Raw genomic sequence first — 25,869 nt, 5'->3', positions numbered from 1 at the left:
CTCCCATAGCCTACTAAAATCAGCCAACAATATGTTATTGCGGCGGAATAACCGTAAGTAGGTCGCAGTCTAGTGTGGAGAGACGTAAAAGCGTGGTTCGATTCAGGGCCAGTTAAAGGCTACCGGCCAGAGTTTCTGGGATGCCTGATCATAAGCCTCCCACAGTTGTTGATAGGTAGCGCCCTCGACAGGATGGCGCGTGTCCGGTGCCAGTTCTGATAGCGGCAACAGCACAAAAGCATTCTTGAGGATTTCCCCGCGTGGCAGTTTCACACCGTCAATCTCACCGGTGAGATCGTCATAGGTGAGGATATCGATATCCAGCGTGCGGGCGCTGAACTTGGGGCCACTGCGCAGGCGGCCATTGTCGTCTTCAATCTGGCGCAACTGCAGGGCCAACTCGCCCACCGGCAGCGCCGTTTCGATCCCGACAACCAGATTGTAAAAATTGTCGCCGTCAAAGCCCACCGCTTCACTCTCGTAGACCTGCGACATGGTCAGGTCACCAAAGCGCGCCACCAGCGCATCCAGACCCGCACACAGGTTCTTGCTGCGATCGATATTGCTGCCGAGACTCAGGTAAACGCTTGCCATGATCAGCTCCCTGCAGACTGTTTGTCACCACGCTCGATCACCACGCCCACATCGCGGGCACCGCGCACCGCGCCGGGTTTGGACAGGCGCAAGCGCAACCAGCTTACGTTGAACTCCTCGCGCACGATCGCCGCCGCCTGCTCGGCCATGGTTTCCACCAGCAGAAATTCACTGCCTTCAATAAAAGCGATCAGGCGCTTGGCCACCGCCTTGTAGTTGAGGGTGTGCTCGATATTATCGGTGCGTGCGGCCTCGCGGATATCGAATGCCATTTCCAGATCCAGGCTCACGGTCTGACGCACTTCCCGCTCCCAGTCGTAAATACCGATAATGGTATCCACCTTCAGATCGCGTATATAAACAATATCCATCATCTACTCTTAAACACTTATTTAGGCTCGGAACCTGGAAACGCGGTGGTTCTTCAAAGCTCTGTTAATGGCCAGCGTGGGCGGACGTCTATATCCAGGCCGGTCCGCTGCCCACCCTGCAGGCGCAGACATCCGGCGTAGGCAATCATCGCACCGTTGTCGGTACAGAATTCCTGACGCGGGTAATAGACGGTACAGCCGTCTTCGACGAGGCGCGCCTCCAGCCGCTGACGCAGCAGTTTATTCGCCGACACGCCGCCGGCAATCACCAGAGTTTTACGACCGGCCTGCTTCAGCGCCCGACGACACTTGATCACCAGAGTGTCCACCACCGCTTCCTGGAACGCGGCGGCGATATCGGCACAGGTCTGATCGTCCGGCAGGCCGTCGTCCAGCATGTGCTTCTGGACCGTGGTCAGGGTGAAAGTCTTGAGGCCGGAGAAACTGAAATCGAGGCCGGGGCGATCGGTCATCGGGCGCGGAAAAGTAAAGCGCAGTGGATCGCCCTGTTCCGCCAACGCCGCCAGGCGCGGGCCGCCGGGGTAATCCAGGTCCAGCATTTTGGCGGCCTTGTCGAAGGCCTCGCCGGCGGCGTCATCCAGAGACTCCCCCAGCAGTTCGTACTGTCCGAGCCCCTGCACATCCACCAACTGGGTATGGCCGCCGGAAACCAGCAGCGCCACAAACGGGAATGCTGGCGGATTATCTTCCAGCATCGGCGCCAGCAAGTGGCCCTCCATATGATGTACGCCGATGGCGGGTATATCCCAGCCGTAGGCGATGGCGCGCCCGGCACAGGCACCCACCATCAGCGCGCCGATCAGACCGGGGCCAGCGGTGTAGGCCACACCGTCGATATCTGCCGGCACCGTGCTGCTCTGGGCCATCACCTCCTTCACCAGCGGCAACAGCTTGCGCACGTGGTCACGACTGGCCAGCTCAGGTACCACACCGCCGTAGTCGGCGTGCAGTTTTACCTGACTGTACAGGGTGTGTCCCAGCAGGCCCTGCTCGGTGTCGTACAGGGCTACGCCGGTCTCATCGCAGGAGGTTTCAATTCCGAGTACTCGCACAGATATCTCATTCATTTCAGGATGCACGGTCACCATTGACCGCCTATTCAACCGCTCCGCGCACTGCGGGGCCGGCCGCGGGGGCGCTATCATACTCTTTAGTGCAGACCGGTACTAAACCCTATGCACTGGGCCATGCACCTGAATCGGGCACCGGGCGCTCATCGCGGCGCCAACCGCCCCCATTCTAAGGTGCGAAATACCGACTATATTTACGAACCCGGTATTCAGGCAGGATTTCATGACCCGGCTGTCACTGGAATCATTCCGCAAGGCTTGCGAAGGCCAGATCATCTGTATAGAATTTGCGCCCTCGCTGTGGACCGGCCTCCGGATTGCCCCTGCGAGACAGAGCAATTTGCCGGAATGGCCGAGAGAAACGAATTTTTTACAGGTAACCTAATGCCCTCAGTACGCATCAAAGACAACGAACCGTTCGACATCGCCCTGCGCCGCTTCAAGCGCTCCTGCGAAAAAGCCGGTGTACTCTCCGAAGTACGTCGCCGCGAGTTTTACGAGAAGCCCACTGCCGTTCGCAAGCGCAAAGCTGCTGCCGCTGTTAAGCGTCACGCCAAAAAGCTTCAGCGCGAAAACCGCAAGTTCCAGCGTCTCTACTGAGTTAGAGTCCTTTCTCTCGCTCACAGCACGCTGCGCGAACCCGGTTCGCGACCAGAACGGCGCCCGAGTATGACTCGCGCGCCGTTTTTTATTGTCTGGAGGTCGCATAGACCACTGGACAGAAAGCCTATCGCCCCCGGCGGGCTAGGGCTATGATCTGCATTCACCCCGAAACCCCATACCCATTCAAACAGGATCGGACCCAACACCATGACCACGACGCTCAAGGACACCCTGGCCACCGCCACCAAAGACGCCATGAAGGCCCGCGACAAGGCGCGCCTCGCCACGTTGCGACTGATCAATGCCGAGATCAAACGCGTGGAAGTGGATGAGCGCATCGAGCTGGATGATGCCCGTATCCTCGCCCTGCTGGACAAGATGACCAAGCAGCGCCGCGACTCCATCACCCAGTACGAGAAAGCCGGCCGACCGGAGCTCGCCGCGGTGGAGCAGCAGGAAATCGAAGTGATCCAGGACTTCCTGCCGGAACAGCTGTCGGAAACCGAGATCCAGGAAATCGTCACCGCCGCCGTCAAAGAGACCGGCGCCAGCAGCATGGCCGATATGGGCAAGGTAATGGCCATTGTGAAGCCCCAGGTACAGGGCCGCGCCGATATGGGTGCGGTCAGTAAGCTGGTTAAAGCTTCTTTCTAAGTATCAGGCTCTATGGCAGGCAAGATTCCGCAGTATTTCATCGACGACCTGTTGGCCCGCGCCGACATCGTTCCGGTGGTCGATAGCCGGGTAAAACTGCGCAAAACCGGGAAAAACTATTCCGCCTGCTGTCCGTTTCACGATGAAAAAACCCCCTCTTTCACCGTAAGCCCGGACAAACAGTTCTATTACTGCTTCGGCTGTGGCGCCAGCGGCAATGCGGTCGGCTTCCTGATGGAGTACGATCGCCTGCCCTTTCCGGAAGCGGTAGAAAAGCTCGCCGCCAGCCTCAGCCTGGAAGTACCGCGCGAGCAACTGGCGCCGGGGCAGGTCAAACGCCAGCAGGAGAGCCAGAGCCTCTACCAGCTGACAGAGCAGGCCGCGGAGTATTACCGCGCGCAACTGAAAGACCACAAGGTCGCCGCCCGCGCCATCACCTACCTGAAAAACCGCGGCCTGTCCGGCGCAATCGCCAAAGAGTTCGGTATCGGTCTGGCCCCGCCCGGCTGGGACAATCTACTGAACCAGCTCGCCACCAGTGCGGAAAAGGCCGATCAGCTGGAGCGGGCGGGCCTCGCCATTCGCCGCCAGGACAGCGATGGCGGCCAGGGCAAGCAGGAGCCGGGAAGACGCCACCACTACGACCGCTTCCGCAACCGCATCATGTTCCCGATCCGCGACCAGCGCGGGCGCACCATCGCCTTCGGCGGTCGGGTTCTGGGAGACGACAAGCCCAAATACCTGAACTCCCCGGAAACCCCGATCTTCCACAAGGGCCGCGAACTCTACGGCTTGTGGGAGGCGCGCCAGGCCAACCGCGAACTGAAGCGGCTGATCGTGGTAGAAGGCTATATGGACGTGGTGGCCTTGGCACAGCACGATATCCGCTGCGCCGTAGCCACGCTCGGCACCGCCTGCGGAGAGGACCACATCCAGCTCGCCTTCCGCCACACCCAGGAACTGGTGTTCTGTTTTGACGGCGACCAGGCCGGCCGCACCGCCGCCCGCCGCGCACTGGAAGCCGCATTGCCACAGATGCAGGACGGCCGCAGCCTGCGTTTTCTGTTACTGCCGGAAGGGGAAGACCCGGATACCCTGGTGCGCCAGATCGGCGGTGAACGCTTTGACCAGCTGATCGATGAGCAGGGCCGCCCGCTGGAAGACTTCATGTTCGACCTGCTGGGAGAGGGTATCAACGTCCAGACCATGGACGGCCGCGCGCGCCTGTCCAAGGCCGCCGCCCCGCTGCTGGACCTGCTGCCCGCCGGCGTCTATCGCCAGCTGATGTTCCAGCAACTGGCGCGGCGCACCGGCCTCGAACAGGACATGCTGGAAGAGATCATCGCCGCGGAGAAAGCCCGCACGGCGAAACTGGCCCAGCAACCGGTGCAGCCCCCACAGCTCCATAAACAGCCCCACGAACGCTCGGCGCGCTCCGACGTCCCGGCCGAACAGCACCAGCCCACAGGCGCACCACCGCCAATGCCAGGCGCTGGGGATGAATACGAGGGGTACGAAGGCAGCTATCAGGACTTCGCCCCTCCAGCGGATTATGACTACCCGGACGAAGGGCAGCCGACCGCCGAGAGTGAGCGCTCACATCAGGCGCCAACACGCCGCAGCGGCCAGTACCGCCTGCCTGCAGAGCGCATGCTGATTGCGCTGTTGCTCCACCACCCGCAACTGGCGCAGCTGATCGACGACGACACGCGATTTCGCAACAGCGCAGATGCCGATCTGCAGCTGTTCGCCGAGCTGGTAGAGGTACTGAAAACCCGGCCGGAGTACAACCTCAACCAGCTGCTGGGACACTGGCGCGCCCACCACGGAGCCGACTCCTTCGACACGCTGGCAAAACTGGCCAATTCCCAGCTTGTGACCGGCGCCCGCATGCTGGCGATAAACGGCCAGTATCAGGAGTACGACCCGCAGACCGAGTTTTGCGATTGCCTGCGCAGCCTGGATCAGGCCACGGAAAAACTGCGCAAGCGTGAATTGCTGAACCAACTGCGCAGTGCCGGCAACCAGCTGGGAGAGGAGCAACTCGCGCTGCTGGCGCAGTTCCGCCGAAAGTAAATACGAAGGCGCTGATACCGGGGTATTCTTGTGAGGCCCGTACAAAATTTCCCAACCTCCCCCTTGAATTCCCAGCCACCGGCACCATATACACTGACCCGCCGCTCACAGGCGCCGGGCTGTCCGATGACAAGCGCGCTAATACACCCTGAACCACCCACCTGCCTTGACAGTCACTGTGGTTATTGCTATCGCAAATAAGCTATAATCCCGCGTCTTTGTCCAAAGAAAAGCCCAGACAAAAGTCCCGACTATCAATCCCCAGAATTCAGGGTTGTGCATGACCGACAAAACCCAGCATCAGCAGACCACTTCCCGTATCAAGGAGTTGATCGCCCGCGGTAAAGAGCAGGGCTATCTCACCTATGCGGAAGTGAATGACCACCTCCCGGAGGACATCTCCGATCCGGATCAGGTGGAAGACATCATTGGCATGATCAACGACATGGGCATCAAGGTGTTTGAACAAGCACCGGATGCCGAAGAGTTGTTGATGGCCGAAGGCGATAGCTCCGCCGATGAAATCGCCGCCGCCGAAGCCGCCGCCGCCCTGGCCGCGGTTGAATCCGACGTTGGCCGAACCACCGACCCGGTGCGCATGTATATGCGCGAAATGGGTACCGTGGAGCTGCTCACCCGCGAAGGCGAAATCGCCATTGCCAAGCGTATCGAGGAAGGCCTGCGTGAGCTGATGGCCGCCCTCGCCTACTGGCCCGGCGCCGTACAACACATCATCGACGAATACGCGCTGATCGAAAAAGAAGAGCGCCGTATTCCGGACATCATCGCCGGCTGGCTCGACCCGGCCGACGAAGTGCCTCCCGGTGCCCAGGCGGGGCAGGCTGCCGAAGCGGCCAAAAAGAAAGAAGATAGCGACAGCGACGATGACGACGACACCTCTGACGAAGAGGAAGATGAAAATGTCGGTGGTATCGATCCGGAAGAGCTCGCCGAGCGCATGAACGCCCTGATTGCCGCCCAGAAGAAAGCTGACGCCGCAATCAAGAAGCACGGCCGCGACTCCAAAGAGGCCGGCAAGGCGCTGGAAGACGTTGCCGAAGTGTTCCGCTATTTCAAACTGGCCCCGCGCCAGTTCGATCCGCTGTACACCTCCGTGCGCAACATCCTCGACGAAGTACGCGCGCAGGAACGCAGCGTGATGAACCTCTGCATCAAGCGTGCCCGTATGCCGCGCAAGACCTTCATCAAGGAGTTCCCCGGCAACGAGACCAACGATGACTGGATTCCGTCCATCATCAAGAAGAAGCGCGACTACTCCGACGCCCTGCGTCAGGTTGCCGAAGAGGTTCAGCGCTCGCAGCGTAAACTGCTGCAGGCACGGGAAAAGGCACAGCTGGAAATCGGCCAGATCAAAGAGATCAACCGCCGCATGTCCATCGGCGAAGCCCGCTCCCGTCGCGCCAAGAAAGAAATGGTCGAGGCCAACCTGCGCCTGGTGATCTCCATTGCCAAGAAATACACCAACCGCGGCCTGCAGTTCCTGGACCTGATTCAGGAAGGCAACATCGGCCTGATGAAGGCAGTCGACAAGTTCGAATACCGTCGTGGCTACAAGTTCTCTACTTACGCCACCTGGTGGATCCGTCAGGCAATTACCCGCTCCATTGCAGACCAGGCGCGCACCATCCGTATCCCGGTGCACATGATTGAGACCATCAACAAGCTCAATCGTATCAGCCGCCAGATGCTGCAGGAGATGGGCCGCGAACCCACGCCGGAAGAGCTGGGCGAGCGCATGGAAATGCCGGAAGACAAAGTGCGCAAGGTACTGAAGATCGCCAAAGAACCGATCTCCATGGAGACACCGATCGGCGACGATGAAGACTCCCACCTGGGTGACTTTATCGAAGACCAGAACCAGTCTTCCCCGATCGACACCGCGACTTCCACCGGCTTGCACGATGCCACCCGCTCGGTGCTCGGCGGATTGACCGCACGGGAAGCCAAGGTGCTGCGCATGCGTTTCGGTATCGACATGAACACGGACCACACCCTCGAGGAAGTGGGCAAACAGTTCGACGTTACCCGCGAGCGTATCCGTCAGATCGAAGCCAAGGCGTTGCGCAAACTGCGCCACCCTTCGCGCTCCGAACACCTGCGCAGCTTCCTGGACGAGTGAGTCTTATAAGGAAGGGGCGCCTATAAATCGTAGCGAGCGGGCGGCTGGTGGTGGCCGCCGGAGCGCAGGCAGCGGAGTGTATGTTAATACATGAGCAGCCGAGCACCGCCGGACGCCGCCAGGCGCACGCGCAGTAGATTTAGAGTCGCCCCAGGTCCATACTAAAAAAGCCCGGTTAGCCGGGCTTTTTTGTGGACGACCACTTTGTTACAAACCGATGAACCCGCCCGCAACAGAGATTGACAGAGAACAATGGAAGAGCAGTTCGTGAACAAACCCGGTAAGACCGGCATTTCCCGCCTGATCGATGCCACTGGCTATTCCTGGGCCGGCCTGATCGCCACCTGGCGCAATGAAGCCGCATTCCGTCAGGAAGTTTCCCTGGCGATATTCCTGATTCCCGCCGCCCTGTGGTTGGGGGAAAGCGGTATCGAGCGCGCGCTGCTGATCGGCGTCACCCTGCTGGTGATGATCGTGGAGCTGCTCAACAGCGCGGTGGAAGCGGTGGTGGATCGCGTCAGCGCGGAGAAACACCCACTTTCGAAAATTGCCAAAGATACCGGCTCCGCTGCCGTCTCTATTTCCCTGTTACTGTGGCTGACCACCTGGGGATGTATCCTGCTTCCACGCTGGATTCCCTGACCGATACCCGGGCTCCGGCATACAGGCGGGAAACCCCGACAAAATTTCCCCCGACCCGCCACTGGAGCCTGCCGCCCCCCTCCCCTTGGCTAAGATTATTGGCACTGCCGTACCACCCGATGTGTAACAGTTTTGTTGCCCCAGCAGTAAGGCATCGCAAAGGATTTGCGAAGCTGCCAATAACGAACCAGGGATGGAACTATGTCGTATCGCCGTGCGGGATCCGCGCTCTTTGCCTGTGCCCCTGCCCAGCTCCCCACAATACTTGCACCATTTGTCGCCGTGCCCGCGCTGATCGGGTCATTGATGCCGATGGGTGCCTCAGCCGACATCATCCTCGATGCCGGCAATAATCAACTCACCCTCGATAGCGACAGCCGCATTGCCGGCAGCAGCGTCACCTTGATCGACGGCGGCACCGGGCGCGACCGGCTGCACCTGAACGGCGTCACCCTGAACAACCCTGCCCGCCTGAAACGCTGGGAGCACATCGTGTTGCGCAGCGGCAGTCAGCTAGAGCTCGATAGCGATCTCACCCTCGGCGACAGCGACAGCCTCGACAGCAGCCTGGAGATCGACCGCAGCAGCACCCTGTTATTGCCCTACTTCAGCACCGGCATCCGCCCCGGTTCGGGCCAGCCGGTGCGCATCATCAACAGCGGCACCATCGACATGCGCGGCACCAGCGCCAACCAGCTGCTCATTGACGGCAGTTACCGCGGCTCCGGCCGGATCTATATGGATATGGTCGCGGGGGATGACGACAGCCCGGCCGACCGCGTGATCATCGATGGCGGTCATGCCAGCGGCACTACCGAACTGGTGTTCCAGCGTCTGGCCGGTAGTGGCACCGAAACCAACGATGGCATTATGGTAGTAGAGACCCGCAATGGTGGTACCACCAGTACCGGCGCCTTTTATATGCCCCGGGGCATTTCCGCCGGCCCCTACGAGTACTACCTGTTCCGCGGCACCGGCGACCCGCAGGACGAAGACAACTGGTATCTGCGGTCTACGGTGCAGCCCGGCGAGACGCCTGCCACCAGCCCCCAGCCCGACGTCGACGTCCTCGCATTTGGCGGTCACACCGATGGCGGACGTTTGGCCGCACACTCAGACACCGAAGTTATCGATACCGGCCATCCCGAAGATTCTGTCATCGCACTACCCACAGCAGGCAGCGAACCTATCCGCCTTTACCGCCCGGAAATCCCCCTCTACGCCCAGGCCAAATCCCTCGCCCGTGTTACTTCCCTGCAGGAAATCGGCAGCTACCACAAACGGCGGGGAGAGCAGCGCAGCTGGTTTGACGGCATCAACCAAGACTGGATTCGCATCCACCATATGACCGCGGACTACAACTGGTCCGGCGATATCGACAACCGCTTTGACGGAGACATCACCGGCTTTCAGGTGGGTACCAATCTCTGGTCCGGTCCCACTTGCACCGGCGGCGCACGGGAGTCCGGCATCTTCCTTGGCAGCACGCGCGCCAGTGGAGACGTCACCGGCTTTGCCCGCGGCTTCAGCAACTACGCCTCCGGCAGCAACAAACTCACCAGCACCCATATCGGCTACTACTTCAACGACTACCGGCCGGATATGAGCTACTTCGATATCACCCTGAAAGTCGCTTACCTGGAACTGGAAAGCCGCTCTTCCCGCGGCGTCGATACCACGATCTATGGCCCGCAGCTCACCGCCTCCATTGAAAAAGGATTGACCTACCAGGCCACAGAAAGCTTCAACCTGGAACCCCAGTTACAGGCAGTAGTGAACTACAGCAACCTGGGTGCATTAAACGATGGCATCTCCTGGGTAGAGTCGGATAAGACGCCGGAAGCCAACTTCCGCGCCGGCCTGCGCGCCTACAATAACGACGGCGAAATCGCCGGCCAGCACCTGCGCTTTTACGGTTACGGCAACCTCTGGCACACCCTCGGCGGCAACGACCAACTGCTATTCAATGCCAACCTGCAACTGGATATGGAGCGACGCTCCACCTGGGCGGAGTTTGGTGGCGGCGTGGTCCTGCTGGAGCACAAACTGGGGAGCGCGTTTTTCAATATCGGCTTCCAGCGCTCCCTGGACGACCTGGACTGGTCCGGGGGCAGCGCCAGCCTGGGGTTCAACTGGGCCTGGTAGCCGTCTCATCAGAGCACGATATAGCGCGGCAAGGCGTTGATTTGGCGGGGAAAATCGAGTACTTTCCCAATCCGCGCGCAAGTCCTTGCTCGCGTCTCCTGTGTGGGCCCCTAGCTCAGTTGGTTAGAGCATCCGACTCATAATAGAATGGGCTAAAGGACCACAAGACAGGAAAAAACAATAAAAACAAGGGATTACAAACCCATAGATTCTGCCTTAGAATCACATGTGTAAGCAGTATGTAAGCTTTCATAAAGAAAAGGGGCCCATAGCTCAGTTGGTTAGAGCGCTCGACTCATAATCGATCGGTCGCAGGTTCAAGTCCTGCTGGGCCCACCATTAAAGCAGTTATACTGCGCACAGACCATCTATCGACTTGCTACACTGCAAACACATTCCTGCAAGATAGCTCTATCACAGGACCCCTGGGGAACGGACATGGCTACAATATTCGATATCGCACGCTATATCACCGATGTCATGGGCGAGATGTCTGCCATGAAGCTCCAAAAGCTCATGTACTATTCACAAGCGTGGAATATGGTATGGGAGGAAGACCCTCTTTTTGCCGACGAATTCCAAGCTTGGGCTAACGGTCCTGTTTTACCCGATCTATACGCTCGGCATCGCGGCCTATTCAAAGTAAATAGCACACTCTTTAAGGACGGAAATCCTGACAATCTCACTGATGCTCAAAAAGAGAATATCGGAAAGGTTTTAGGTTTCTACGGTGATAAAACCGCGCAATGGCTGAGCAACCTTACTCATCAGGAAGACCCTTGGCTCCTCGCCCGCGATGGCCTTCCTCCTAGCGCTTCCTCTACTAAGGTAATCCCTCAAGGTTCTATCCACGAATATTACTCATCTCTCTAAGATAGTAAGTATGGTCAGTAGGAGGGAAAAGCGGCTTCAACGAAAGGCTGCAAAGCAGCAAAAATTTGAGGAAGCTAAAAAGAAGCTGCTAGAGCAAGTACAGCTTGATGACAAGCCCAGATTTTTAGATGAGCCCAAAGTAGATAAAATTCCCCATCTTGCCCCCCATCTGCAGCGGGCGGAAGTTGAGAAAGCCAAAGAGCCTAGGGCAGTGAAATCCGGTAGCCGCTTCGGGGAGCAGGTAACCTGGTGTATATCACGCTCAGATAAAGATGGAACATGGTCATGGGGAGAACCCAGAGCTTGGGGACAACATGAATGGGACAATGAAATCTCACCTAAGTTTCTCGAGTTCGAAAAGCTAACCTGGGCAGAAATAGACCAATTCTCTTCTGAGTCTGGCCACAAAATGCATCACGGGCACGAGTTTGAGGAGCTTGTCGATGAAGCTCAACTTAGATGGATTGACCTGGATCTAGAAGAGTTCGCAGACAATATTTTCCGTTTTCGTCTGGAAGGAACAAAGCGAGCTTGGGGCTTCATTCTTCAGGCACATTTTCATTTCGTTTGGTGGGAGCGAGACCACCGAATTTACCCAGTTAGCAATTAACCTATAGTCACTGCACCACCCACGCAGAGTCTCGATCGTCGCCTGTGCGGCGGCACAGCGGCCCCCAGCGCCATAAACGGTGCCTCTTAACCACACCAAATACCTAGCCTGCTTATTCCGAGCCTATCGAGCAGCCAGATAGATTCTCTCGACTTCGGCCACCAGCTCAGAAGCTGACACCTCCAAAGCCAGCCCCAGGCCAATAAGCGTGGTGATTGTTGGCTGACGTACACCCCTCTCAATCCGAGACACATAAGTCCTATCGACACCCGCCCGATGAGCAAGCTCTTCTTGAGATATGCCTATATCGGCACGACGCCGCCTGATAACGTCTCCGAAGATTGCGCCGATTGATGGGGTATCTGCATTCGCCATGCAGCGAATGTCGTTTTGTTGTAGCCTATAGTCCACGGCCTATAGGCACGTTCTATCAATATCAGCATAGGGAACCAATAAAAATGAAAGGCATCATCTGCTCTGTACTGGCTGTAGTTCTCCTACCGGGGTGCGGTGGAGGTGGAGAGGGTAATTCACCCGATGATACCCCGCCAGACCCACCGCCAGCGCCGGTTACATACACCATAACGGCAACTGTATCCGAGGACATATCGGGAGAAGTAGAGGGCACCGGGGAATACAACGAAGGTGAAACGGCAGCTCTGACAGCCACCCCGGCAGATTGGTATAGGTTTGTTAGCTGGGAGGAAGGTCAACAGGAAATATCCACCAGCCCCTCATTGGAATTTACCGTTACGGAAGATAGAGAGCTTTTTGCTCGATTTGAAGAAATCCCCTGCGAAGAAAGCGATGGCACGGAAGCAGAAATTGGGTACGACTGGCAATCCTCGAGTAACCAGTTCACCATCACGAATCATAACCGGTGCGATGGTCTATTTTTTTGGGCGATACTAGACACCCAATTTTTGGATGACCCTAGCCGCCAGGAAATAACACCTATCTATTTATCGCTATCACCGGGTGAGTCTCGATACATGCAGACCAAGACCCCCGAACACTCCAAGCCAGTACTTATTTACAGTCGCGAGAATGGTGAATCATTTGAGTTTGTCAATCTGGAGCATTTGCCTGACACCGAAAATCAGCACAACCCAGTAGCTCTTCTGGATTATGAAGAAGATCACGTTGGCCAGATAGAAAGGGAAGATTCCCAGCAGATCGGTTCCGAATGGGACTCCTATGGAGATTGCCACAACTTTAGCTGGCTTGACATGGAAAATGGTCATTACCAAGTGGCACCAGACCCCACGGAAGAAGACTCATTCTGTGAAATCTCAATAGATGACCAGCAGTCTCAATATCCAATCATGTTTCGCTACTATGTAACCGATAAATCGCAAAGACCAATAGAGTAGACTATGCAAGTAATAGGCTTCTTCTGCCAGTGGTAACTGCAACCCCATTACGACAGCGCCCCGCGACATTGCTGCCACGGGGCGCCGAAGGTTGGGTCACAGGATTCCAAGCTGCCCCAACTGGTTCCGATGGTTTAGCGTCCGTCGGTTTCCTGTAGGACGTCGCGGGAGGGAATTGTGGTTATCGAAGTCTCAGCTGCTTAAGGTGAGGTACCAGCCGCAGCCGTGGGAGACCACTGTAGTCGGGCGCCGCATGTGTCTTGACGTTCTTTTTCAAAATCTCCTGCTGAATGGCCGCTGTGGCTTCCCACTCGTCACAGGTCATCAGGCGCGGCACCAGCATTACCGGCCGGTTCGCTAGGGCGCCCCGGCGCTGTTCTAGTGCCTCAATGCGGCGCAATAGGGCCGTAGGCTTTCTCATATGCCTGCGCTCCAAAAACAACCCTTCGTAGGTGGGCTCTCATATTGTGGTAAGCGTCCAGCCTGCGCCCCCGCTCTTGCTCGTTGTGCGGCGGGTCAACACAAATTAAAACTGCGCGCTCACCAACTGGCGGGTAGAGCCCCACACTTTCATACATGACGAATTTATATTGGTGCAGAGCCTTTATCGCCTCGGTGACAGCGTGGTGATAGCTGGTCGATTCGATATAAAACTTGTGGCCATCGTAGCTCATTTCAACAATGCGGGTTCGGGGATTATCGGTATATAGAATCGCCCTACCCTCGTCGATAATTTCGTGTGATCCATAAGGATTTCGTTTCATTGTTAAGCCCTCCCGAGTCTGCTTTTTGCTTCAGCTATGTACGCCTTGACCACAGGGGTCTGTGGCTGCTCTTTGGCGTGTTCAAGCTGGAGAATTAGCTCTAGCCTTGTATTCGCCAGCGGCTGTAGGGTCGGCTCATTTTCAGTTACTGGGGGGTGCAGCAGCCTTCATAAAATCATCCACCCATTTGAGATTTCCCATTGCTCACCCCCTCAGTTGTCGTTTAACAGTTTCGATATATTCCCAGTAGGGCAACCATCCATCTTCGTGCGCCAGCAGCATTTGCTCGACCGCCCCATCCAGCAGTTTTTTCAGGTATGCCGGGTCAGTACCAAAAGGTGGCGGCAGCTTGTGCGCCGGTATCGGTTTGGGGTTGAGGTACATCATCACCGACGGTCTAGCTGCGATAATCATTATCGCCCCTCCAGTGCTGCCAGGCGCTGCTCCAGCTCGTCGATTTGCTTGATGCCTGCCAGCGCAGATATTGCCTCTATGATCTGCTTCCCAGTGTCGGGGGACACTTCGCCATCCGCGATACCCTGTAACACTGCCTGCACTTGGTCGGTCATGGGTGCGGATGCATCAAACTCAAAATTGACCTTCTCAGCCTGTGCTTTCAACGTGGGAGTAGTCCGCCCAAGGATCAGCGCTGCTGCTTGAATGTCTCCTTTCTTGGCTTTCTCGATTACCACATCAGCGATCTTTTGCGCCTCTTCGAGCAGCTTTTCCGTGACCCGAGTACGCTTGTCCTTCAGCCCACGAGGGCGACCAGCGGGGTTCGGAGACGGCATTCCTTTGCACCAGTTTGGGTTGCCGATCTTAGGTGCATCTGGGTCTGGCTTCCAGTTCTCCATCCACTCTGGCTGATTGGTTTTTGGTTCAGTCATGATGAATACCTTGATACGATTGAATACAGCAAAGAATCAATTTTCCATAGGCTCGAACTGCTTCATCACCAAAGCCTCCTCTGCCGCATTGTTGGCAGCTTTTAGGCGCTCCACTTCAAAGCGGTTTGCACCGACTGCTTTTTCCAGTTCACCAAGAAAGACATCTTTTGCCCGCTCCAGCTTTTCTCTCGCCTCCTTCATCGCATCAATGCGGGCGACCAGTTGCGGAGATGCTTTAGTGTGGTAAAGGCGAGTGAAATGGGTATGCGGTGTTTGTCAAAGAAGATGTCGCGATCAGCGGTTAAGCGGCTTGTTTTTCTTGTGGTGGGTTAAGCCAGACGCCTCTAATAGGATTCCAGTTCCTGGTGTGGCGTGGCCACCGTCTCGGGTTCTTCCGTTTCGCCTCTTCGTACACGGTTTTACGGCGCTTTAGTAGTTCAATCTCTTCGCCACTATGACGCTGGCTCGGCGTCACAAAGCGGATCGCGCTGTGGCGATGTGCATTGTTGTACCACTGCACGAAGCTATGAACCCATTGCCTTGCTGCGGAGATACTCTCAAACGGTTTGCTCGGATAGCTCGGTCCGTATTTCAAGGTTCTGAACAAGCTCTCCGAGTACGGGTTGTCATTGCTCACTGAGGGCCGACTGAACGATGCCACCACCCCGAGCTTTTGCAATGTGGCCAGCATGGTGGCGCCCTTCATCGGCCCACCATTGTCTGAGTGCAGAACCAATCCATTCTTGACGGCGCCCTCCGCAAGCTGCGCTTTGCGAATCAGGGTGCTGGCATGTTCTGACGACTCTTCAGTATGCACTTCCCAGCCCACTATTTTGCGGCTGAAGACATCGAGTATCAGATACAGCCGGTAGAAGGCTCCTCTTACACTGGACGCTAGGAAGGTAATATCCCAGCTCCACACCTGGTTCGGGCGATCTGCCAGGTACGCATTCGGTTTCGCGACGTTACGTGGCGCCTCCGCCTTACCTCGGCGGTGCAGCTGATTCGCTTCGTGCAATACGCGGTAGAAGCTGGATTCAGAGCCGATATAGATTCCTTGATCGGCCAGCATCGGGACAATCTGTGATGGCGGAAGGCTGCGGTATTCCGGCTGGTTGCAGACTGCCAGTATCTTTTGTCGCTCTTCGATAGTGAGCTTGTTACCCGGGGTACGTGCCTGAGCCGCGCGCTTGCGCTGATCGACCAAGCTTCGCTCCTGCAATGCTTTCTCCCAGCGTTGCAGGGTACGCACAGTGAGGTTCAATACCGCGCACGCTTTGTACCGGGCAGCGCCTGCCGTCACCGCTTCTTCGATAAGCTCTATCGCCACCTGACGGTCTTCCGAGGCGATCATTCGTCCTCGCTTTCCCCCCAGATGGCTTGGGCCTTTTTTTGCAGCACCAGTAACGCAGCCGCCTCCGCCAGCGCCTTCTCTTTGCGCTTGAGCTCTTTCTCTAGCTTGCGGCTTTTCTTGCGCTCTTTCTGCAGGTCGCGCCGCTCCTCCATGGACATCTGGTCGCGACTACCGGCCCCACTAATCGCAGCTTCACGCCAGCGCTGTATCTGCTCGGCGTAGAGCCCTTTCTTGCGGCAATACTCCGCCAGCTCGGCTTCATTCAGCGCTGCGGTCTCAAGGACTACGGCGAATTTACTCTCCCCGCTCCAATTTTCGGGGTTCTTTGGATCAGCTGGCACGGCTACACCCTGTTCACGAAATTGATTTCGCCAATTGTACAGGGTTGGCTCTGAAACGCCGGTTTCCCGGCTAACCTCCGCTATCGACTTCGCGTTCGGCGGCATCATCATCTGAACAGTGCGTTCTTTAAAGCCATCGTTATATCGTGGCATCCTTCACTCTGTTACCACCCCCTGATACATTGCTGGTTAGAAAGTGAGCGCGACATCTATCCTGACACAGGGGGTATGTTCAGGCTCACCCATTCCAGACAGATATCCGGGAGCGCCAAGAGCGGATTTGATAGTGCGCTCGTCTCCCTTATCCAGCGCCTCAGATAGAAATTTCATCCGCTCGCCCTGTTTCATATTTTTCAAATGGGCGCGGATTTCAGTTGCCACATTTCCAATACCCGCATACTCCTCGACAGGCTTTGTAAGTTCCTTTTCCGTGTAGTTGATACCATCGGTCAATCTTTGCCAGCTCAGCTCAGCCTTCTTGCGCGCCCTCTCGGAATACTTATCCGCAAGCTCCGCCGTCTGGATAACCTTGGCGCGGTCAGTCCTGCTATCGTCGAGCCGGATCTTTTTCCGTGCTTCAATCACCGCGGCAACGGATTGATAACACTCGCTCAACGCCTCGGCAGCGTGGTCGACAAACCCCTGCGTTTCATCGCTATAATTTTTCATGCCGGTAATGTTGCCGGGGTGTAGTGTTGGGGAAACGTAGCTTTTCACTTCCTTGTTGATAGACATTTCGCGCTCCTTTCTTGAAAAAAATTACTTATTGCTTACAAGCATGCACGAAAACAAAAAACATCACCAAATAAACTTATTAGAAACAGGTATTTATCACCAAAGAACATATTCCGCCCATTTTATTACCAGTTTCTTGTTCTGGAATAAGCTGCGATCTGTACCAGTGGCGGAAGCTCCATGGCATTTCTGGGCGGGTGAAGATTGGGTTATAACCACAATTTTTGGAATGGATGCCTTCGGCGTGTTGTAGTGCGCGTAGTGAAATTTTTATACGCCCGCACTACACCCCAAACCCAGTAAAACTGGGATGTGTAAGTATGTTTGTAGTAGTGTAGTAAGTGTAGTAGGCAGGTATATATTTAATAGTTTATTGTTCATATTTTATACGGCCAAATTTAGAATTATATGTATACCTACGCCCCTTTACAGCCCCCTACTACAATTACTATATTTACTACGGAAATAAAAAGCCCAGTAAAAATAGCCACTTATCGAACCCCTAAGCTACTACAGGAAAGTGTGGGGTTGCTACAGTGTAGCAACTCGCAAATTGTGGTCATAAATGTTCCCATCCTGCGCTCAAGAAAGCGGAGCTATTCCGGCCCCGCTGATTGGTGAGTAACTATTCCACACGTAACAATTGAAAGCACCGCCCCTGATAACTAAACTCCTCCGCGGCCTTGATCTTGTCCTTCTCCCACAAATACCCATCGTCGACCAGAGACTTGATAGCTGCCTCCATTGCCCTAGTAGCTCCATCTCTATGATTTTTAAAAGGTGCGAGTTTGCAGGTGTTTAATTGAATCACTCTACGCGGAATTACTTGAGGATTATGATCCGGCAGTCCTCCTTTTAGCTCCCCAATGATGACCCTTTTGCAAATTTCAAGAACCTTCTTCTGCCTCACATCGTCCCCATCCCCAACATCACCAGCCTCTACTCGATCGAGGAAGGTGCGAGCATCCCGTTGCACGAGTCCTATCGCCCATACAGTATTGGCAAGATTGATTTTTGGTTGCTGGCAATTATCAGCTACTGCCAGAAGCGAAGCGACTTTTAGTGCCTTGATATGCGCCCGGTTCCAAACCGCCGCACCGGTAATGTCGTCATCTCTATTTGCGGCGATGACCTTTTGTCTGCACTTCTCCTCAAACTCATCAAACCTTTCTTCGGTACTTGGACCATATTCAACTGTTATAGGCTGTAGAGGTTGGGCGCGGTCTAAAGTTAGCGATTGCCCAACAAGGGACACCCAAGCTCTACGAGTGGGTGGATCAAGATATAATATCCCCTCTTTATTTGACTGCGGCCTATCTGTGGTCACCGTCATAGTCAGAAACCTAGAGAAGAATCCGTCCTCCATCATTTCCGGGGTCAACGCTCGGTAGAGCGCTCCGGGCGTAGTGTCTCCTACGAAGGACAAGGCAGGCCATTCGACACCCGAGAACGAATCCTCGGCTTTGGCTCTAGTAATGCCCTCTAGAAATTGCTTTTCATATGCTTCTGTGAGCATATTCCCGAATTCATGATCCGGCCCTCCTTGGGTTCTTGGTGAGGCTATTGTGGCGAACCTTTTACCGACTTCCGGGTGCATTGCCAGAAATCCCGGACTTTCCAGAAGGCGTTTGTGCAGAGCTTGTCGACTGACAAACCTTTCTTGCATGATGAACCTATCCGCCGCTGGCATTTTCGAGTAACGGATCAGCGGGGGAATATGCTTGTGCAACTCGTCCTTGCCAGTGCCGGTCTTTGAAACCAACAGGTAGTATTGGCTAAGGGTTGCATTCGTAGGAGTTCGATAGACCCGACCTGTCACACCTGACAGCAGTGCGAGGGTTGCCAAAATGGAGACCTCTTGCTGTGGTAAATAGCTGGCGCAGTAGATTGACTTTGCTAGTTCTCCTGCAACCCCGAGAGGCCATTGCATAGGCCATTCATCTTCTGCCAGTAACCACTGCCGGTGTCCCTGGGTGGCAAGTAGCTTTTCCGCCACTTGCTTTCCATGCGCGGCACTGGGCTCCCCCCACTGCGCTCCCTGTGCGGCGGCTGGGGCCACTTTCGCCCCCTCGCCAGTGCTACCCCCCTTGGCCTACATGCTGCGGGACCTGCGCGCCGCTTTGTGTAGCTGCGCTTGTACCTTGCTTCACCACGGGAGTTTGCTCTACATTATTTCCGTTCGGCATACTGAATCACTCCTGTCGAGCAAAGGGCTACTGAATCGCGCCACAGTCTTGCCAGACAGTGCGTTTCAGTGGCCCTTTTTCGTGATTTGTTTACAGCGCAGTTACTCGACCCGCCGGGAGTGACGGTAAAGGGTTGGCGCACTTCTAAAAAGTCGGTGCTGAACATAGTCTGTGACATACCATGTTCAGTAAGTTTGGAGGTTTTGGTGACTGGTTCCAGTGCGGGCTTGTTGCTCTAGGTACTCCAGCAGGTCGGCCTCGGCATAGCGCACTAGCTTTCCCACTTTTCGGAATTTCGGGCCCACCTTTCGGTAACGCCACTGATCCAAAGTACCTTTCTTGCCCTCAGGACCAAAAAGGAATTTTGCAGCTTGTTCAGTAGTGAGCAGATTCATAGGTTTACCCTTGATTCTTTGCTGCACTACCAAAAACGAAAAATGGGCAGTGCAGCGAAACTGGCAACCCGTTTCTTGGTTGCCCGAATTCCGCGACACTGCCCATGCGTTGTGTAGAGTCCAGCTAAACCGCTTTAGCGGCCATTGCATCACGCTTAACTGGATAGCGAAAACAAATTGTGCTTTTACGTTAACGGCTCTTCTACATGTTCGCAAGCACTATTTTTTGGATTTCCCTTTGAAAACATCAACTTAGCGAAGCAGGCGTTTCAAAACAAGAACGCCTGCTTTAGGCTTTCAGCGCTATCACGTTTTCACCCGTAGCGGCTGCCCGCGCTATGCCACCTTGGTCCGTGATCCACTCACCAATTTTCTTCATGGCAGGCATAAGCACCCCCGGATCAGGGTTGTTGGCATAGTTCTGCCCGTGTACGTCACTGGCAAGGTGGTTCAGTAGCTGCCTGCGCTTGTCCGAGTCAATCCCGACAAGCTGGGCGACGTCCTCAAACGTACGGCGTAGCGCATGAGGGTGGAGATGGACGCCCGCCACTTCGGATACCTTCTTGAACAAAGCACGGGGGTCGCTCAAGTATCCTTTCCTTCCCCGCAGGGCGGGAAAGACATACTTATTGCCCTTGAGACGTCCTGCCCAGCGCCGGCCTAGTACGTCGTGCAGCGCTGAGCTAATTGGCAGAGTTATCGAGTTGTGGTTCTTCGTTTCCGCCAGATGAAAGGTCGGGAGCTTGCCGTCCAGGTTTACATGATCCCACGTTAGCTTCGACGTCTCGCCAACTCGAGTCCCGGTCAACAGCATAAAACTAATCAGATCAGCGCTGATACAGGTTGTGGTTATATTTTGATCAGGGTTTGCGTGATCCTCTAGCATCGCCCACACCGCGCCAATCTTGTCTTTCGGTATACGTGTGGCGCGCGCCCTCTCAGGGTTCCATTGCACCAAGCCGCCTTTCCTAAACATCTGAGACACAGGGTTCACCGGCAGAATCGGATATGTCCCGTCAGCGGTCGCATTTTTCTCCCGCGCCCAGTTCAGCAGAGCTCGGAGATTGCGAAAAGACTGATTGGTCTGAACTGGAGCGGTCCTGGATAGCTCTCGAAACTTCCTGATACAGGCATCGCGGCTGATTGTGGCCACAGGCTTGTCCGCCCAGTCTGAAAAAGTGCCCTCAACACAGCGCCGGATGTCATCTTTGCTGGTTGGGCGGAGAGGACCATGCTTGGTGCGTTTGTGCTCGACGTAGTCCTCCATCACCTCACGCAGCGTCTCACCCTGCGCCTTATGCTTCCTCTTCTCCACCTGAGGGTCTTTCCCATCATACATTTCGAGAAGTTTGGCCTGCGCCCGCTTCCGGGCTTCGTCTGCCGACAGCAGTTCAAACGGTCCCAGCGTAAAACGGCGGGTCTTTCCGTGGACACGTCCTTGAACTATCCAGCTCTTGCTACCCGCCGAGGTGATGCGCAGGCCAAAGCCCCGCGTCTCGCTGTCCCAGTGGAATACCTGCCCCTTGTCAGTCGGAATCGGGAGGCTTTTGACTTTTGTGTTTGTGAGCTTCATCCCTGCGCCCTCCAGCGGTTAGCCACGGGGGCAGAGAATCCAGTTAGAATTGTCATATCGGCGTTGCTCCTACTAGTTGGAACGTCGGTCACGCGGTCGGGGCTGTTGGCGCAGTCGCCGACCGCTCTTGTTACATGCTCCAGAAGGGCCATGTAAGCAGCAGTGTAAGCAATCTACCGTGAAGCGCACAATAGCACGTAGTATTAAAATGTTCGTAAGCTACTGATTTATATGAGGTCATATGCTTACATTGAAGGTGATAGAGGCAGGTAGAACACCTGTACGTGAAACTCATAATCGGCAGGTCCTGGGTTCAAGTCCCGGAGGGCCCACCACTTTTCCTGTGACGATCTGTCCTCAATTTGTGAATGTAGCAACAAGAAGTCACATTGCGACACCTTCGTGCCCTTCCCGGTTCGCCCCCAGAAAATTAAACATTCACACATAGACCAGAGTTTGTCGCTCTCTCGCGCAAGGTCCCACTCCATTTGAGTAAGGTGCGGGACACCCTCATCTTTCAATTCCGTAGTTACGTGGGATCAGCCACAAAGTCTTCTTTTAGCAACAGAGGTACAGTATCAAGCCACTCCACGGCTGTTGCGTGCATGGTTTCTTGGCGCTACCATAAGTGACCAATTGACACTTTCCGGTAAGATGAACGAAAAACAATTTCTTGCGGCGTATGATAAAAGCGCCTTTGATGCGCCGTTACTAACGGTCGATGCGGTGCTTTTTACCTACCACGAAGGCTTACTGAAGGTCTTGCTTGTCGAGCGCTCGAATCACCCAGAGCAAGGCAAGTGGGCTCTACCTGGGGGATTTATATCCGAGGAGGAAGACAAGACCCTCGAGGACACGATAATTCGCAAGCTGAAGGAAAAGACCGGGGTTGTACCACCTTACATCGAGCAACTGCGTACATTTGGTGGGGCAACAAGGGATAAGCGTGGATGGTCGGTAACCGTGTGCTACACAGCATTAATCGCCCACCAGGCATGTGAGAGCCACATTGATACCGTGAGCGATACTGACTGGATCCCTGTCGAGAAAGCCAAGAAATTGAACCTAGCTTTCGACCATTTGAAAATTATCCAAAGTGCACATGAACGATTAGTCCAAAAAGCACTTTACAGTATCGTGCCGGCATATGCGCTCCCAGAGTCTTTTACTTTGCCTGAACTACAGCACGTTCACGAAGTAATTATTGGCAAGCCACTTCAGAAAAAGTCATTTCGCCGTAGGATTGAGCAGGCTGACCTTCTCATTGAAGTTGGCGAAAAGCGAACAGAAAAAGGTCGACCAGCGAGCCTGTACAAAATGCGGTCTGATTCCGGGACCCACAAGTTTGTTCGAAACTTAGAATTGTAAACTGTCACATCAAGTTCAGGAGTCGCTCAACCGTTACACAACTTTCCGCCTGGACCACCAGGGAATCTGCGCGATCTCCAGGCTCATCCGGGTGTTGTCAGTGTATCGACCAGCATAATCCTTACTCAATCAAATAGCCGTTAAAGAATTTAATCTGAAATAAAACGCAGCCGGAATAAACCGGCTGCTAATTCTCTGTGCAATTATCCAGCTTTTGCCAGTGGTTCATCGGTAACTGGCACTGCGGCCAATTCCCTGACGGTTTCGAGATTCTGCTCAATGAGCAACTGGCCGTTGCGATATACAGCTTTCAGCAGATTCTCGCGATCCCCCAAATCCTGCTCCCGGACGGTACGGTATTGGCCATCACCGTGGCGGATCAAGGCTAACCTACCTTTCTTGGAGCGCTTTCCGATATCGGTGATCGGATCTTTGTAGACGTCGCGCCACAGTCCATTTACGCGCACCGCGCTCGCCTTCATTGCAAACTTCATAGTGTCGCGGTTGACCTTCTGCAGCAACTCGCCCCCCATACCAAAGGCCACATTGTCTGCACTTTGCTTTCGAGCCTTCATCGCGGCCAAAATTCCTTCAATGGTATGGAGGGATATACCATCGCCCTGGATAACCCGGATAAAGTCTGGGAGTACCCGGTAGCCTTTATCATTGATTCGCGCGCCAAAAATACGCATCAGGCGCTCGATGGTTTGCGTTACGACATCGACGGGATCCCCGCTGTCAGGGCGAATAACCAAGGTGCCGCCGTTGTTCTCGACTTTCTCCTTGAGTTCGCCACCCCATATATTTTCGATTGCACTCCAGAGATCGTAGCTATCGCTCACTACAGCGACCAGGCGTCCTTCACCGGCAAATTGTGTCAGCATATTCCCGTAAGCATCCGCCTCATGCTCGCGGCCCCAGCTGGTCATGGTGCTGTGTTCCGCTGCAGGGATAGAGAACCCCGCCATCGGCGCATTGTAGTAGCGGCGCCCTGCAGTCAGAGCGGCAATCGTATCGGTGCCCTGGAAGTTGACCAAGTGTGCAAGACCACCAAGCGCCGCGGTCTCCTGGCTGCTGGTGCCTCGCGCACCGAAGTCATGCAACTTGAAGGGTAAACCGGCGAGAGAATCTGCCGTTTCTTCCAGGTACCGCTGAATGATTTTTTTCGCTTCACGGCTCTGAGTGGCAACGGTAGTCGGGTACCACACCGCTCGCAGCAGGGCTGTCTCAACGTAGCTGGTGAGCCAAAAACAAACGGGGTCGGTATTGATCACTTGAGCGAGTACATTTTGCACTGGCACTACGGTTCCCTCTGGGACTGCCTGTATCTCAATCGGAAGGTACCCATTATGTTCGCGCAGAATGTATTCCCACCCCTCCCGATTGAACGGCACTCCATGCACTGTGCAGAGTTCTTCGGCCTCATCAATATCAGCAGCGGTGATTGGCTTGGTCAGGTATTGCTTGATAAACGCCTGCAGACCAAAAAAAACACCTTCTTTAAACTGACCACCGCGGCTTTCGATGTAGCTGCTTACGTACTGTGTGCCCTCCGGGTACTGGAGGTAGTGGCTTGTTTTGTAGCTGTCGACATTCAGGATTGGGTTGTAGTCTTGCATCGCGGAAATCCTCCGTGAATATAATTTAACGCCGGTCTATCCAGCGCAGTTCAGCCTATCGCTTTCATTTAGTGTCTTTCCGACACCCACAGCATAATAGTGTCGTTTAGACACTTAAATGTCAAATTTATTTAGCTGTTTTCTTTAAGAAACTTTAAGGCGGGAACCATTTGGTCAAATTTGACCAATCAGACTATCAGCACCTGATTCCTCGCAGAACCTGAAATCGCGCTTATAGAAAATTATACGGCTATCTGAAGGGCAGCCTGAGGGAGGCTGCCGTTGAGGTTAGCGGGGTACCGGAGAGTCAATGCAGCGGATACTCAGCTCATCACCTGCATCCCCGCATATGATGTCTTCAGCCACCACCAATGAGCGACTGGATAATGTAGTAATGGTCTTCAAACATCTCTTGTGGGTGCAGGTTGGCGAGAGGTACCCAACGCGCACTTTTTGCGTCATCGCCGCCTTTCACCTTGGGTAATTGCTGACTCGGTTCGAGCTCGAAGTAATAGGCATGGGTGATAGTTCTGCCGCGAGCAGAGCGATTGGGCTCATCGAAAACATCTTGTCGCTTGATAGATCCCTTCAGTACAGGCGCGGGCACTTTAAGACGAGTTTCTTCCCGGAGTTCACGCAGGCACGCATGAACCAGCCTCTCACCGGGATCCACGAAGCCACCGGGCAGCGCCCACAACCCTTTACCTGGATACGCTCTTCTTTCAACCAACAAAATGTGTCCAGACTGCACAACCACCGCATCAACAGTGACATGTGTTGGCGGATAGGGCGCGGCAGCCCAGGAAGATCGATAGCGATTGATGAAGGCCATTTCCTCACGCATGGCCCCATAAGCAGGGTCGGAATCGATATACCGAGCAATCTCCTCCCCTACTGCGCTTGGGATAACCTCAGTTTCAATGAGATTATCGAGGAAAGTGTCAGCCTGGTCCGCAAAAAGCCCTTCGCGCAGCGGGGTAGCACTAATTTCGCGATGGTTATCTACGGAAAGAGATTCCCATTGTGGAAACAAGCTCAAATAAAACCCTGTCTGGTCTTTACGGTGGCCGATAAGCGCGATTTTCGCCGGCCTGTGTGGAACTGCATGGTGTGCCGTAACTATGCCAGCTACAGAATTCTGTACATTCCTCACCCATAGCTCATCGTTATAGGGTACATCCATCAGGGGCAGGCAGATGAGTCGCTTGTTATCGGACTCAGACAAGCATGACCGGATGAAAATCTCACGCTCCTGATGTGTCCACGGGTTTCTGGGATTGCGTGGTTGGTAGGCCGAACCAATGAGGACCACTAGGTGCTGAGCTTTCGCAAGCCCTTCTTCAACCACCCTCAGATGCCCGGAGTGAAACGGTTGGAAGCGACCAATAAAAATCGCAAAATCGTAGTCTTGAGACATAGCAGCAAGCTCCTTGCTGTGAACGTGGGCCTCGGTCTATCCAAGGCCTTGTTGACGA

24 protein-coding genes, 1 tRNA gene and 1 pseudogene are annotated in these 25,869 nt (G+C 55.0%); 11 read left to right on the top strand and 15 right to left on the bottom strand.

The genetic code is table 11. The features are described 5' to 3' along the window. Positions 1-102: 102 nt before the first annotated feature. The 3 genes from folK to tsaD are packed head-to-tail and all read right to left on the bottom strand — an operon-like array spanning position 103 to position 2,038. Positions 103-594: a 2-amino-4-hydroxy-6-hydroxymethyldihydropteridine diphosphokinase gene (gene folK / locus LPW13_RS17725; RefSeq protein ID WP_230437322.1), complete on the bottom strand. Its 492-nt coding sequence runs from the start codon at positions 592-594 to the stop codon at positions 103-105. Positions 595-596: 2 nt separating this feature from the next. Then, positions 597-965, bottom strand: coding sequence for a dihydroneopterin aldolase (gene folB, locus LPW13_RS17720; protein WP_230437321.1), 369 nt, complete (start codon positions 963-965; stop codon positions 597-599). A 53-nt stretch (positions 966-1,018) separates the two neighbouring features. Next, positions 1,019-2,038, bottom strand: coding sequence for a tRNA (adenosine(37)-N6)-threonylcarbamoyltransferase complex transferase subunit TsaD (tsaD, locus tag LPW13_RS17715; protein WP_230437320.1), 1,020 nt, complete (start codon positions 2,036-2,038; stop codon positions 1,019-1,021). Between the two features lie 402 nt (positions 2,039-2,440). Here tsaD and rpsU point away from each other — a divergent pair, with 402 nt between their 5' ends. From rpsU to LPW13_RS17670, 9 genes are all read left to right on the top strand, one after another. Next, positions 2,441-2,656, top strand: a complete 216-nt coding sequence (gene rpsU, locus LPW13_RS17710) for a 30S ribosomal protein S21 (protein ID WP_020411530.1) — start codon at positions 2,441-2,443, stop codon at positions 2,654-2,656. A gap of 210 nt (positions 2,657-2,866) precedes the next feature. Next, positions 2,867-3,313 (top strand): GatB/YqeY domain-containing protein, encoded by a 447-nt coding sequence (locus LPW13_RS17705; protein WP_230437319.1) that lies wholly within the window; start codon positions 2,867-2,869, stop codon positions 3,311-3,313. 12 nt (positions 3,314-3,325) lie between these two features. Next, positions 3,326-5,389, top strand: coding sequence for a DNA primase (gene dnaG, locus LPW13_RS17700; RefSeq protein ID WP_230437318.1), 2,064 nt, complete (start codon positions 3,326-3,328; stop codon positions 5,387-5,389). Between the two features lie 280 nt (positions 5,390-5,669). Beyond that, positions 5,670-7,529 carry an RNA polymerase sigma factor RpoD gene (gene rpoD / locus LPW13_RS17695; RefSeq protein WP_230437317.1) on the top strand — a complete coding sequence of 620 codons (1,860 nt, stop codon included), beginning with the start codon at positions 5,670-5,672 and terminating at the stop codon, positions 7,527-7,529. 252 nt (positions 7,530-7,781) lie between these two features. Next, the gene (locus LPW13_RS17690; protein ID WP_230437316.1) at positions 7,782-8,171 is read left to right on the top strand and encodes a diacylglycerol kinase; all 390 of its coding nucleotides are present in this window, start codon (positions 7,782-7,784) and stop codon (positions 8,169-8,171) included. Between the two features lie 201 nt (positions 8,172-8,372). Beyond that, the gene (locus tag LPW13_RS17685; protein ID WP_230437315.1) at positions 8,373-10,316 is read left to right on the top strand and encodes an autotransporter family protein; all 1,944 of its coding nucleotides are present in this window, start codon (positions 8,373-8,375) and stop codon (positions 10,314-10,316) included. A gap of 262 nt (positions 10,317-10,578) precedes the next feature. Then, a tRNA-Ile gene (locus LPW13_RS17680) sits at positions 10,579-10,655 on the top strand. Positions 10,656-10,754: 99 nt separating this feature from the next. Continuing rightward, positions 10,755-11,189, top strand: coding sequence for a Panacea domain-containing protein (locus LPW13_RS17675; RefSeq protein WP_230437314.1), 435 nt, complete (start codon positions 10,755-10,757; stop codon positions 11,187-11,189). 10 nt (positions 11,190-11,199) lie between these two features. Next, complete coding sequence (locus LPW13_RS17670) at positions 11,200-11,799, top strand: hypothetical protein (RefSeq protein ID WP_230437313.1); 600 nt, start codon at positions 11,200-11,202, stop codon at positions 11,797-11,799. Between the two features lie 123 nt (positions 11,800-11,922). Here LPW13_RS17670 and LPW13_RS18295 read toward each other — a convergent pair whose 3' ends face one another. Further along, on the bottom strand, positions 11,923-12,174 hold the full coding sequence (locus LPW13_RS18295; protein ID WP_377563983.1) for a helix-turn-helix domain-containing protein: 252 nt from the start codon (positions 12,172-12,174) through the stop codon (positions 11,923-11,925). An 83-nt stretch (positions 12,175-12,257) separates the two neighbouring features. Between LPW13_RS18295 and LPW13_RS17665 the strand changes: the two genes are divergently transcribed. Beyond that, positions 12,258-13,172 (top strand): InlB B-repeat-containing protein, encoded by a 915-nt coding sequence (locus LPW13_RS17665; protein WP_230437312.1) that lies wholly within the window; start codon positions 12,258-12,260, stop codon positions 13,170-13,172. 386 nt (positions 13,173-13,558) lie between these two features. Here the strand turns inward: LPW13_RS17665 and LPW13_RS17660 are convergent, their stop codons facing one another. The 9 genes from LPW13_RS17660 to LPW13_RS17620 form a co-directional block, all read right to left on the bottom strand. Beyond that, the gene (locus LPW13_RS17660) at positions 13,559-13,936 is read right to left on the bottom strand and encodes a hypothetical protein (RefSeq protein WP_230437311.1); all 378 of its coding nucleotides are present in this window, start codon (positions 13,934-13,936) and stop codon (positions 13,559-13,561) included. Between the two features lie 204 nt (positions 13,937-14,140). Beyond that, the gene (locus tag LPW13_RS17655) at positions 14,141-14,350 is read right to left on the bottom strand and encodes a hypothetical protein (RefSeq protein ID WP_230437310.1); all 210 of its coding nucleotides are present in this window, start codon (positions 14,348-14,350) and stop codon (positions 14,141-14,143) included. Further along, positions 14,350-14,823, bottom strand: a complete 474-nt coding sequence (locus LPW13_RS17650) for a DUF5681 domain-containing protein (RefSeq protein WP_230437309.1) — start codon at positions 14,821-14,823, stop codon at positions 14,350-14,352. The genes LPW13_RS17655 and LPW13_RS17650 overlap by 1 nt, the downstream gene beginning before the upstream one ends. A 36-nt stretch (positions 14,824-14,859) precedes the next feature. After that, a complete protein-coding gene (locus LPW13_RS17645; RefSeq protein WP_230437308.1) occupies positions 14,860-15,024 on the bottom strand; it encodes a hypothetical protein in 165 nt (54 codons plus the stop codon). A gap of 100 nt (positions 15,025-15,124) precedes the next feature. Next, a protein-coding gene (locus tag LPW13_RS17640; protein ID WP_407941944.1) for an IS3 family transposase occupies positions 15,125-16,671 on the bottom strand; the annotation gives its coding sequence in 2 pieces (ribosomal slippage) (positions 15,125-16,200 and positions 16,200-16,671; 1,548 coding nt in all). Positions 16,672-16,707: 36 nt separating this feature from the next. Beyond that, entirely contained in the window at positions 16,708-17,253 is a 546-nt protein-coding gene (locus tag LPW13_RS17635; protein ID WP_230437307.1) for a hypothetical protein, read from the bottom strand. A gap of 625 nt (positions 17,254-17,878) precedes the next feature. After that, the gene (locus tag LPW13_RS17630) at positions 17,879-19,249 is read right to left on the bottom strand and encodes a DUF3987 domain-containing protein (RefSeq protein ID WP_230437306.1); all 1,371 of its coding nucleotides are present in this window, start codon (positions 19,247-19,249) and stop codon (positions 17,879-17,881) included. A 375-nt stretch (positions 19,250-19,624) separates the two neighbouring features. After that, positions 19,625-19,834: a helix-turn-helix domain-containing protein gene (locus LPW13_RS17625; RefSeq protein WP_230437305.1), complete on the bottom strand. Its 210-nt coding sequence runs from the start codon at positions 19,832-19,834 to the stop codon at positions 19,625-19,627. Positions 19,835-20,123: 289 nt separating this feature from the next. Beyond that, a complete protein-coding gene (locus LPW13_RS17620; protein WP_230437304.1) occupies positions 20,124-21,407 on the bottom strand; it encodes a tyrosine-type recombinase/integrase in 1,284 nt (427 codons plus the stop codon). Positions 21,408-22,043: 636 nt separating this feature from the next. On the opposite strand from LPW13_RS17620, the gene LPW13_RS17615 reads away from it, so the two are divergent. Continuing rightward, positions 22,044-22,775: an NUDIX hydrolase gene (locus tag LPW13_RS17615; protein ID WP_230437303.1), complete on the top strand. Its 732-nt coding sequence runs from the start codon at positions 22,044-22,046 to the stop codon at positions 22,773-22,775. Positions 22,776-22,978: 203 nt separating this feature from the next. Here LPW13_RS17615 and LPW13_RS17610 read toward each other — a convergent pair whose 3' ends face one another. Together LPW13_RS17610 and LPW13_RS17605 are read right to left on the bottom strand one after the other, a co-directional pair. Then, complete coding sequence (locus tag LPW13_RS17610; RefSeq protein ID WP_230437302.1) at positions 22,979-24,394, bottom strand: nicotinate phosphoribosyltransferase; 1,416 nt, start codon at positions 24,392-24,394, stop codon at positions 22,979-22,981. Positions 24,395-24,752: 358 nt separating this feature from the next. Next, positions 24,753-25,814: pseudogene (locus LPW13_RS17605) on the bottom strand (bifunctional nicotinamide-nucleotide adenylyltransferase/Nudix hydroxylase); the annotation flags it as partial. Positions 25,815-25,869: the final 55 nt, after the last annotated feature.

Origin of the sequence: Microbulbifer celer, assembly GCF_020991125.1 — a bacterium.
Classification (GTDB): Bacteria; Pseudomonadota; Gammaproteobacteria; order Pseudomonadales; family Cellvibrionaceae; genus Microbulbifer; species Microbulbifer celer.
The sequence above is the reverse complement of the archived record's forward strand: the minus strand, read 5'-3'. Positions and strand labels throughout refer to the sequence as shown.

Bases quoted from the DNA above. Each gene is read 5' to 3' on its own strand.
- LPW13_RS17620 (WP_230437304.1), bottom strand. From the start codon at position 21,407: ATGAAGCTCACAAACACAAAAGTCAAAAGCCTCCCGATTCCGACTGAC.
- folK (WP_230437322.1), bottom strand. From the start codon at position 594: ATGGCAAGCGTTTACCTGAGTCTCGGCAGCAATATCGATCGCAGCAAG.
- LPW13_RS17650 (WP_230437309.1), bottom strand. From the start codon at position 14,823: ATGACTGAACCAAAAACCAATCAGCCAGAGTGGATGGAGAACTGGAAG.
- LPW13_RS17670 (WP_230437313.1), top strand. From the start codon at position 11,200: ATGGTCAGTAGGAGGGAAAAGCGGCTTCAACGAAAGGCTGCAAAGCAG.
- rpoD (WP_230437317.1), top strand. From the start codon at position 5,670: ATGACCGACAAAACCCAGCATCAGCAGACCACTTCCCGTATCAAGGAG.
- folB (WP_230437321.1), bottom strand. From the start codon at position 965: ATGGATATTGTTTATATACGCGATCTGAAGGTGGATACCATTATCGGT.
- LPW13_RS17675 (WP_230437314.1), top strand. From the start codon at position 10,755: ATGGCTACAATATTCGATATCGCACGCTATATCACCGATGTCATGGGC.
- LPW13_RS17660 (WP_230437311.1), bottom strand. From the start codon at position 13,936: ATGAAACGAAATCCTTATGGATCACACGAAATTATCGACGAGGGTAGG.
- LPW13_RS17705 (WP_230437319.1), top strand. From the start codon at position 2,867: ATGACCACGACGCTCAAGGACACCCTGGCCACCGCCACCAAAGACGCC.
- LPW13_RS18295 (WP_377563983.1), bottom strand. From the start codon at position 12,174: ATGGCGAATGCAGATACCCCATCAATCGGCGCAATCTTCGGAGACGTT.
- rpsU (WP_020411530.1), top strand. From the start codon at position 2,441: ATGCCCTCAGTACGCATCAAAGACAACGAACCGTTCGACATCGCCCTG.
- LPW13_RS17685 (WP_230437315.1), top strand. From the start codon at position 8,373: ATGTCGTATCGCCGTGCGGGATCCGCGCTCTTTGCCTGTGCCCCTGCC.
- LPW13_RS17635 (WP_230437307.1), bottom strand. From the start codon at position 17,253: ATGTCTATCAACAAGGAAGTGAAAAGCTACGTTTCCCCAACACTACAC.
- LPW13_RS17690 (WP_230437316.1), top strand. From the start codon at position 7,782: ATGGAAGAGCAGTTCGTGAACAAACCCGGTAAGACCGGCATTTCCCGC.
- LPW13_RS17655 (WP_230437310.1), bottom strand. From the start codon at position 14,350: ATGATTATCGCAGCTAGACCGTCGGTGATGATGTACCTCAACCCCAAA.
- dnaG (WP_230437318.1), top strand. From the start codon at position 3,326: ATGGCAGGCAAGATTCCGCAGTATTTCATCGACGACCTGTTGGCCCGC.
- LPW13_RS17645 (WP_230437308.1), bottom strand. From the start codon at position 15,024: ATGAAGGAGGCGAGAGAAAAGCTGGAGCGGGCAAAAGATGTCTTTCTT.
- LPW13_RS17665 (WP_230437312.1), top strand. From the start codon at position 12,258: ATGAAAGGCATCATCTGCTCTGTACTGGCTGTAGTTCTCCTACCGGGG.
- LPW13_RS17625 (WP_230437305.1), bottom strand. From the start codon at position 19,834: ATGAATCTGCTCACTACTGAACAAGCTGCAAAATTCCTTTTTGGTCCT.
- LPW13_RS17610 (WP_230437302.1), bottom strand. From the start codon at position 24,394: ATGCAAGACTACAACCCAATCCTGAATGTCGACAGCTACAAAACAAGC.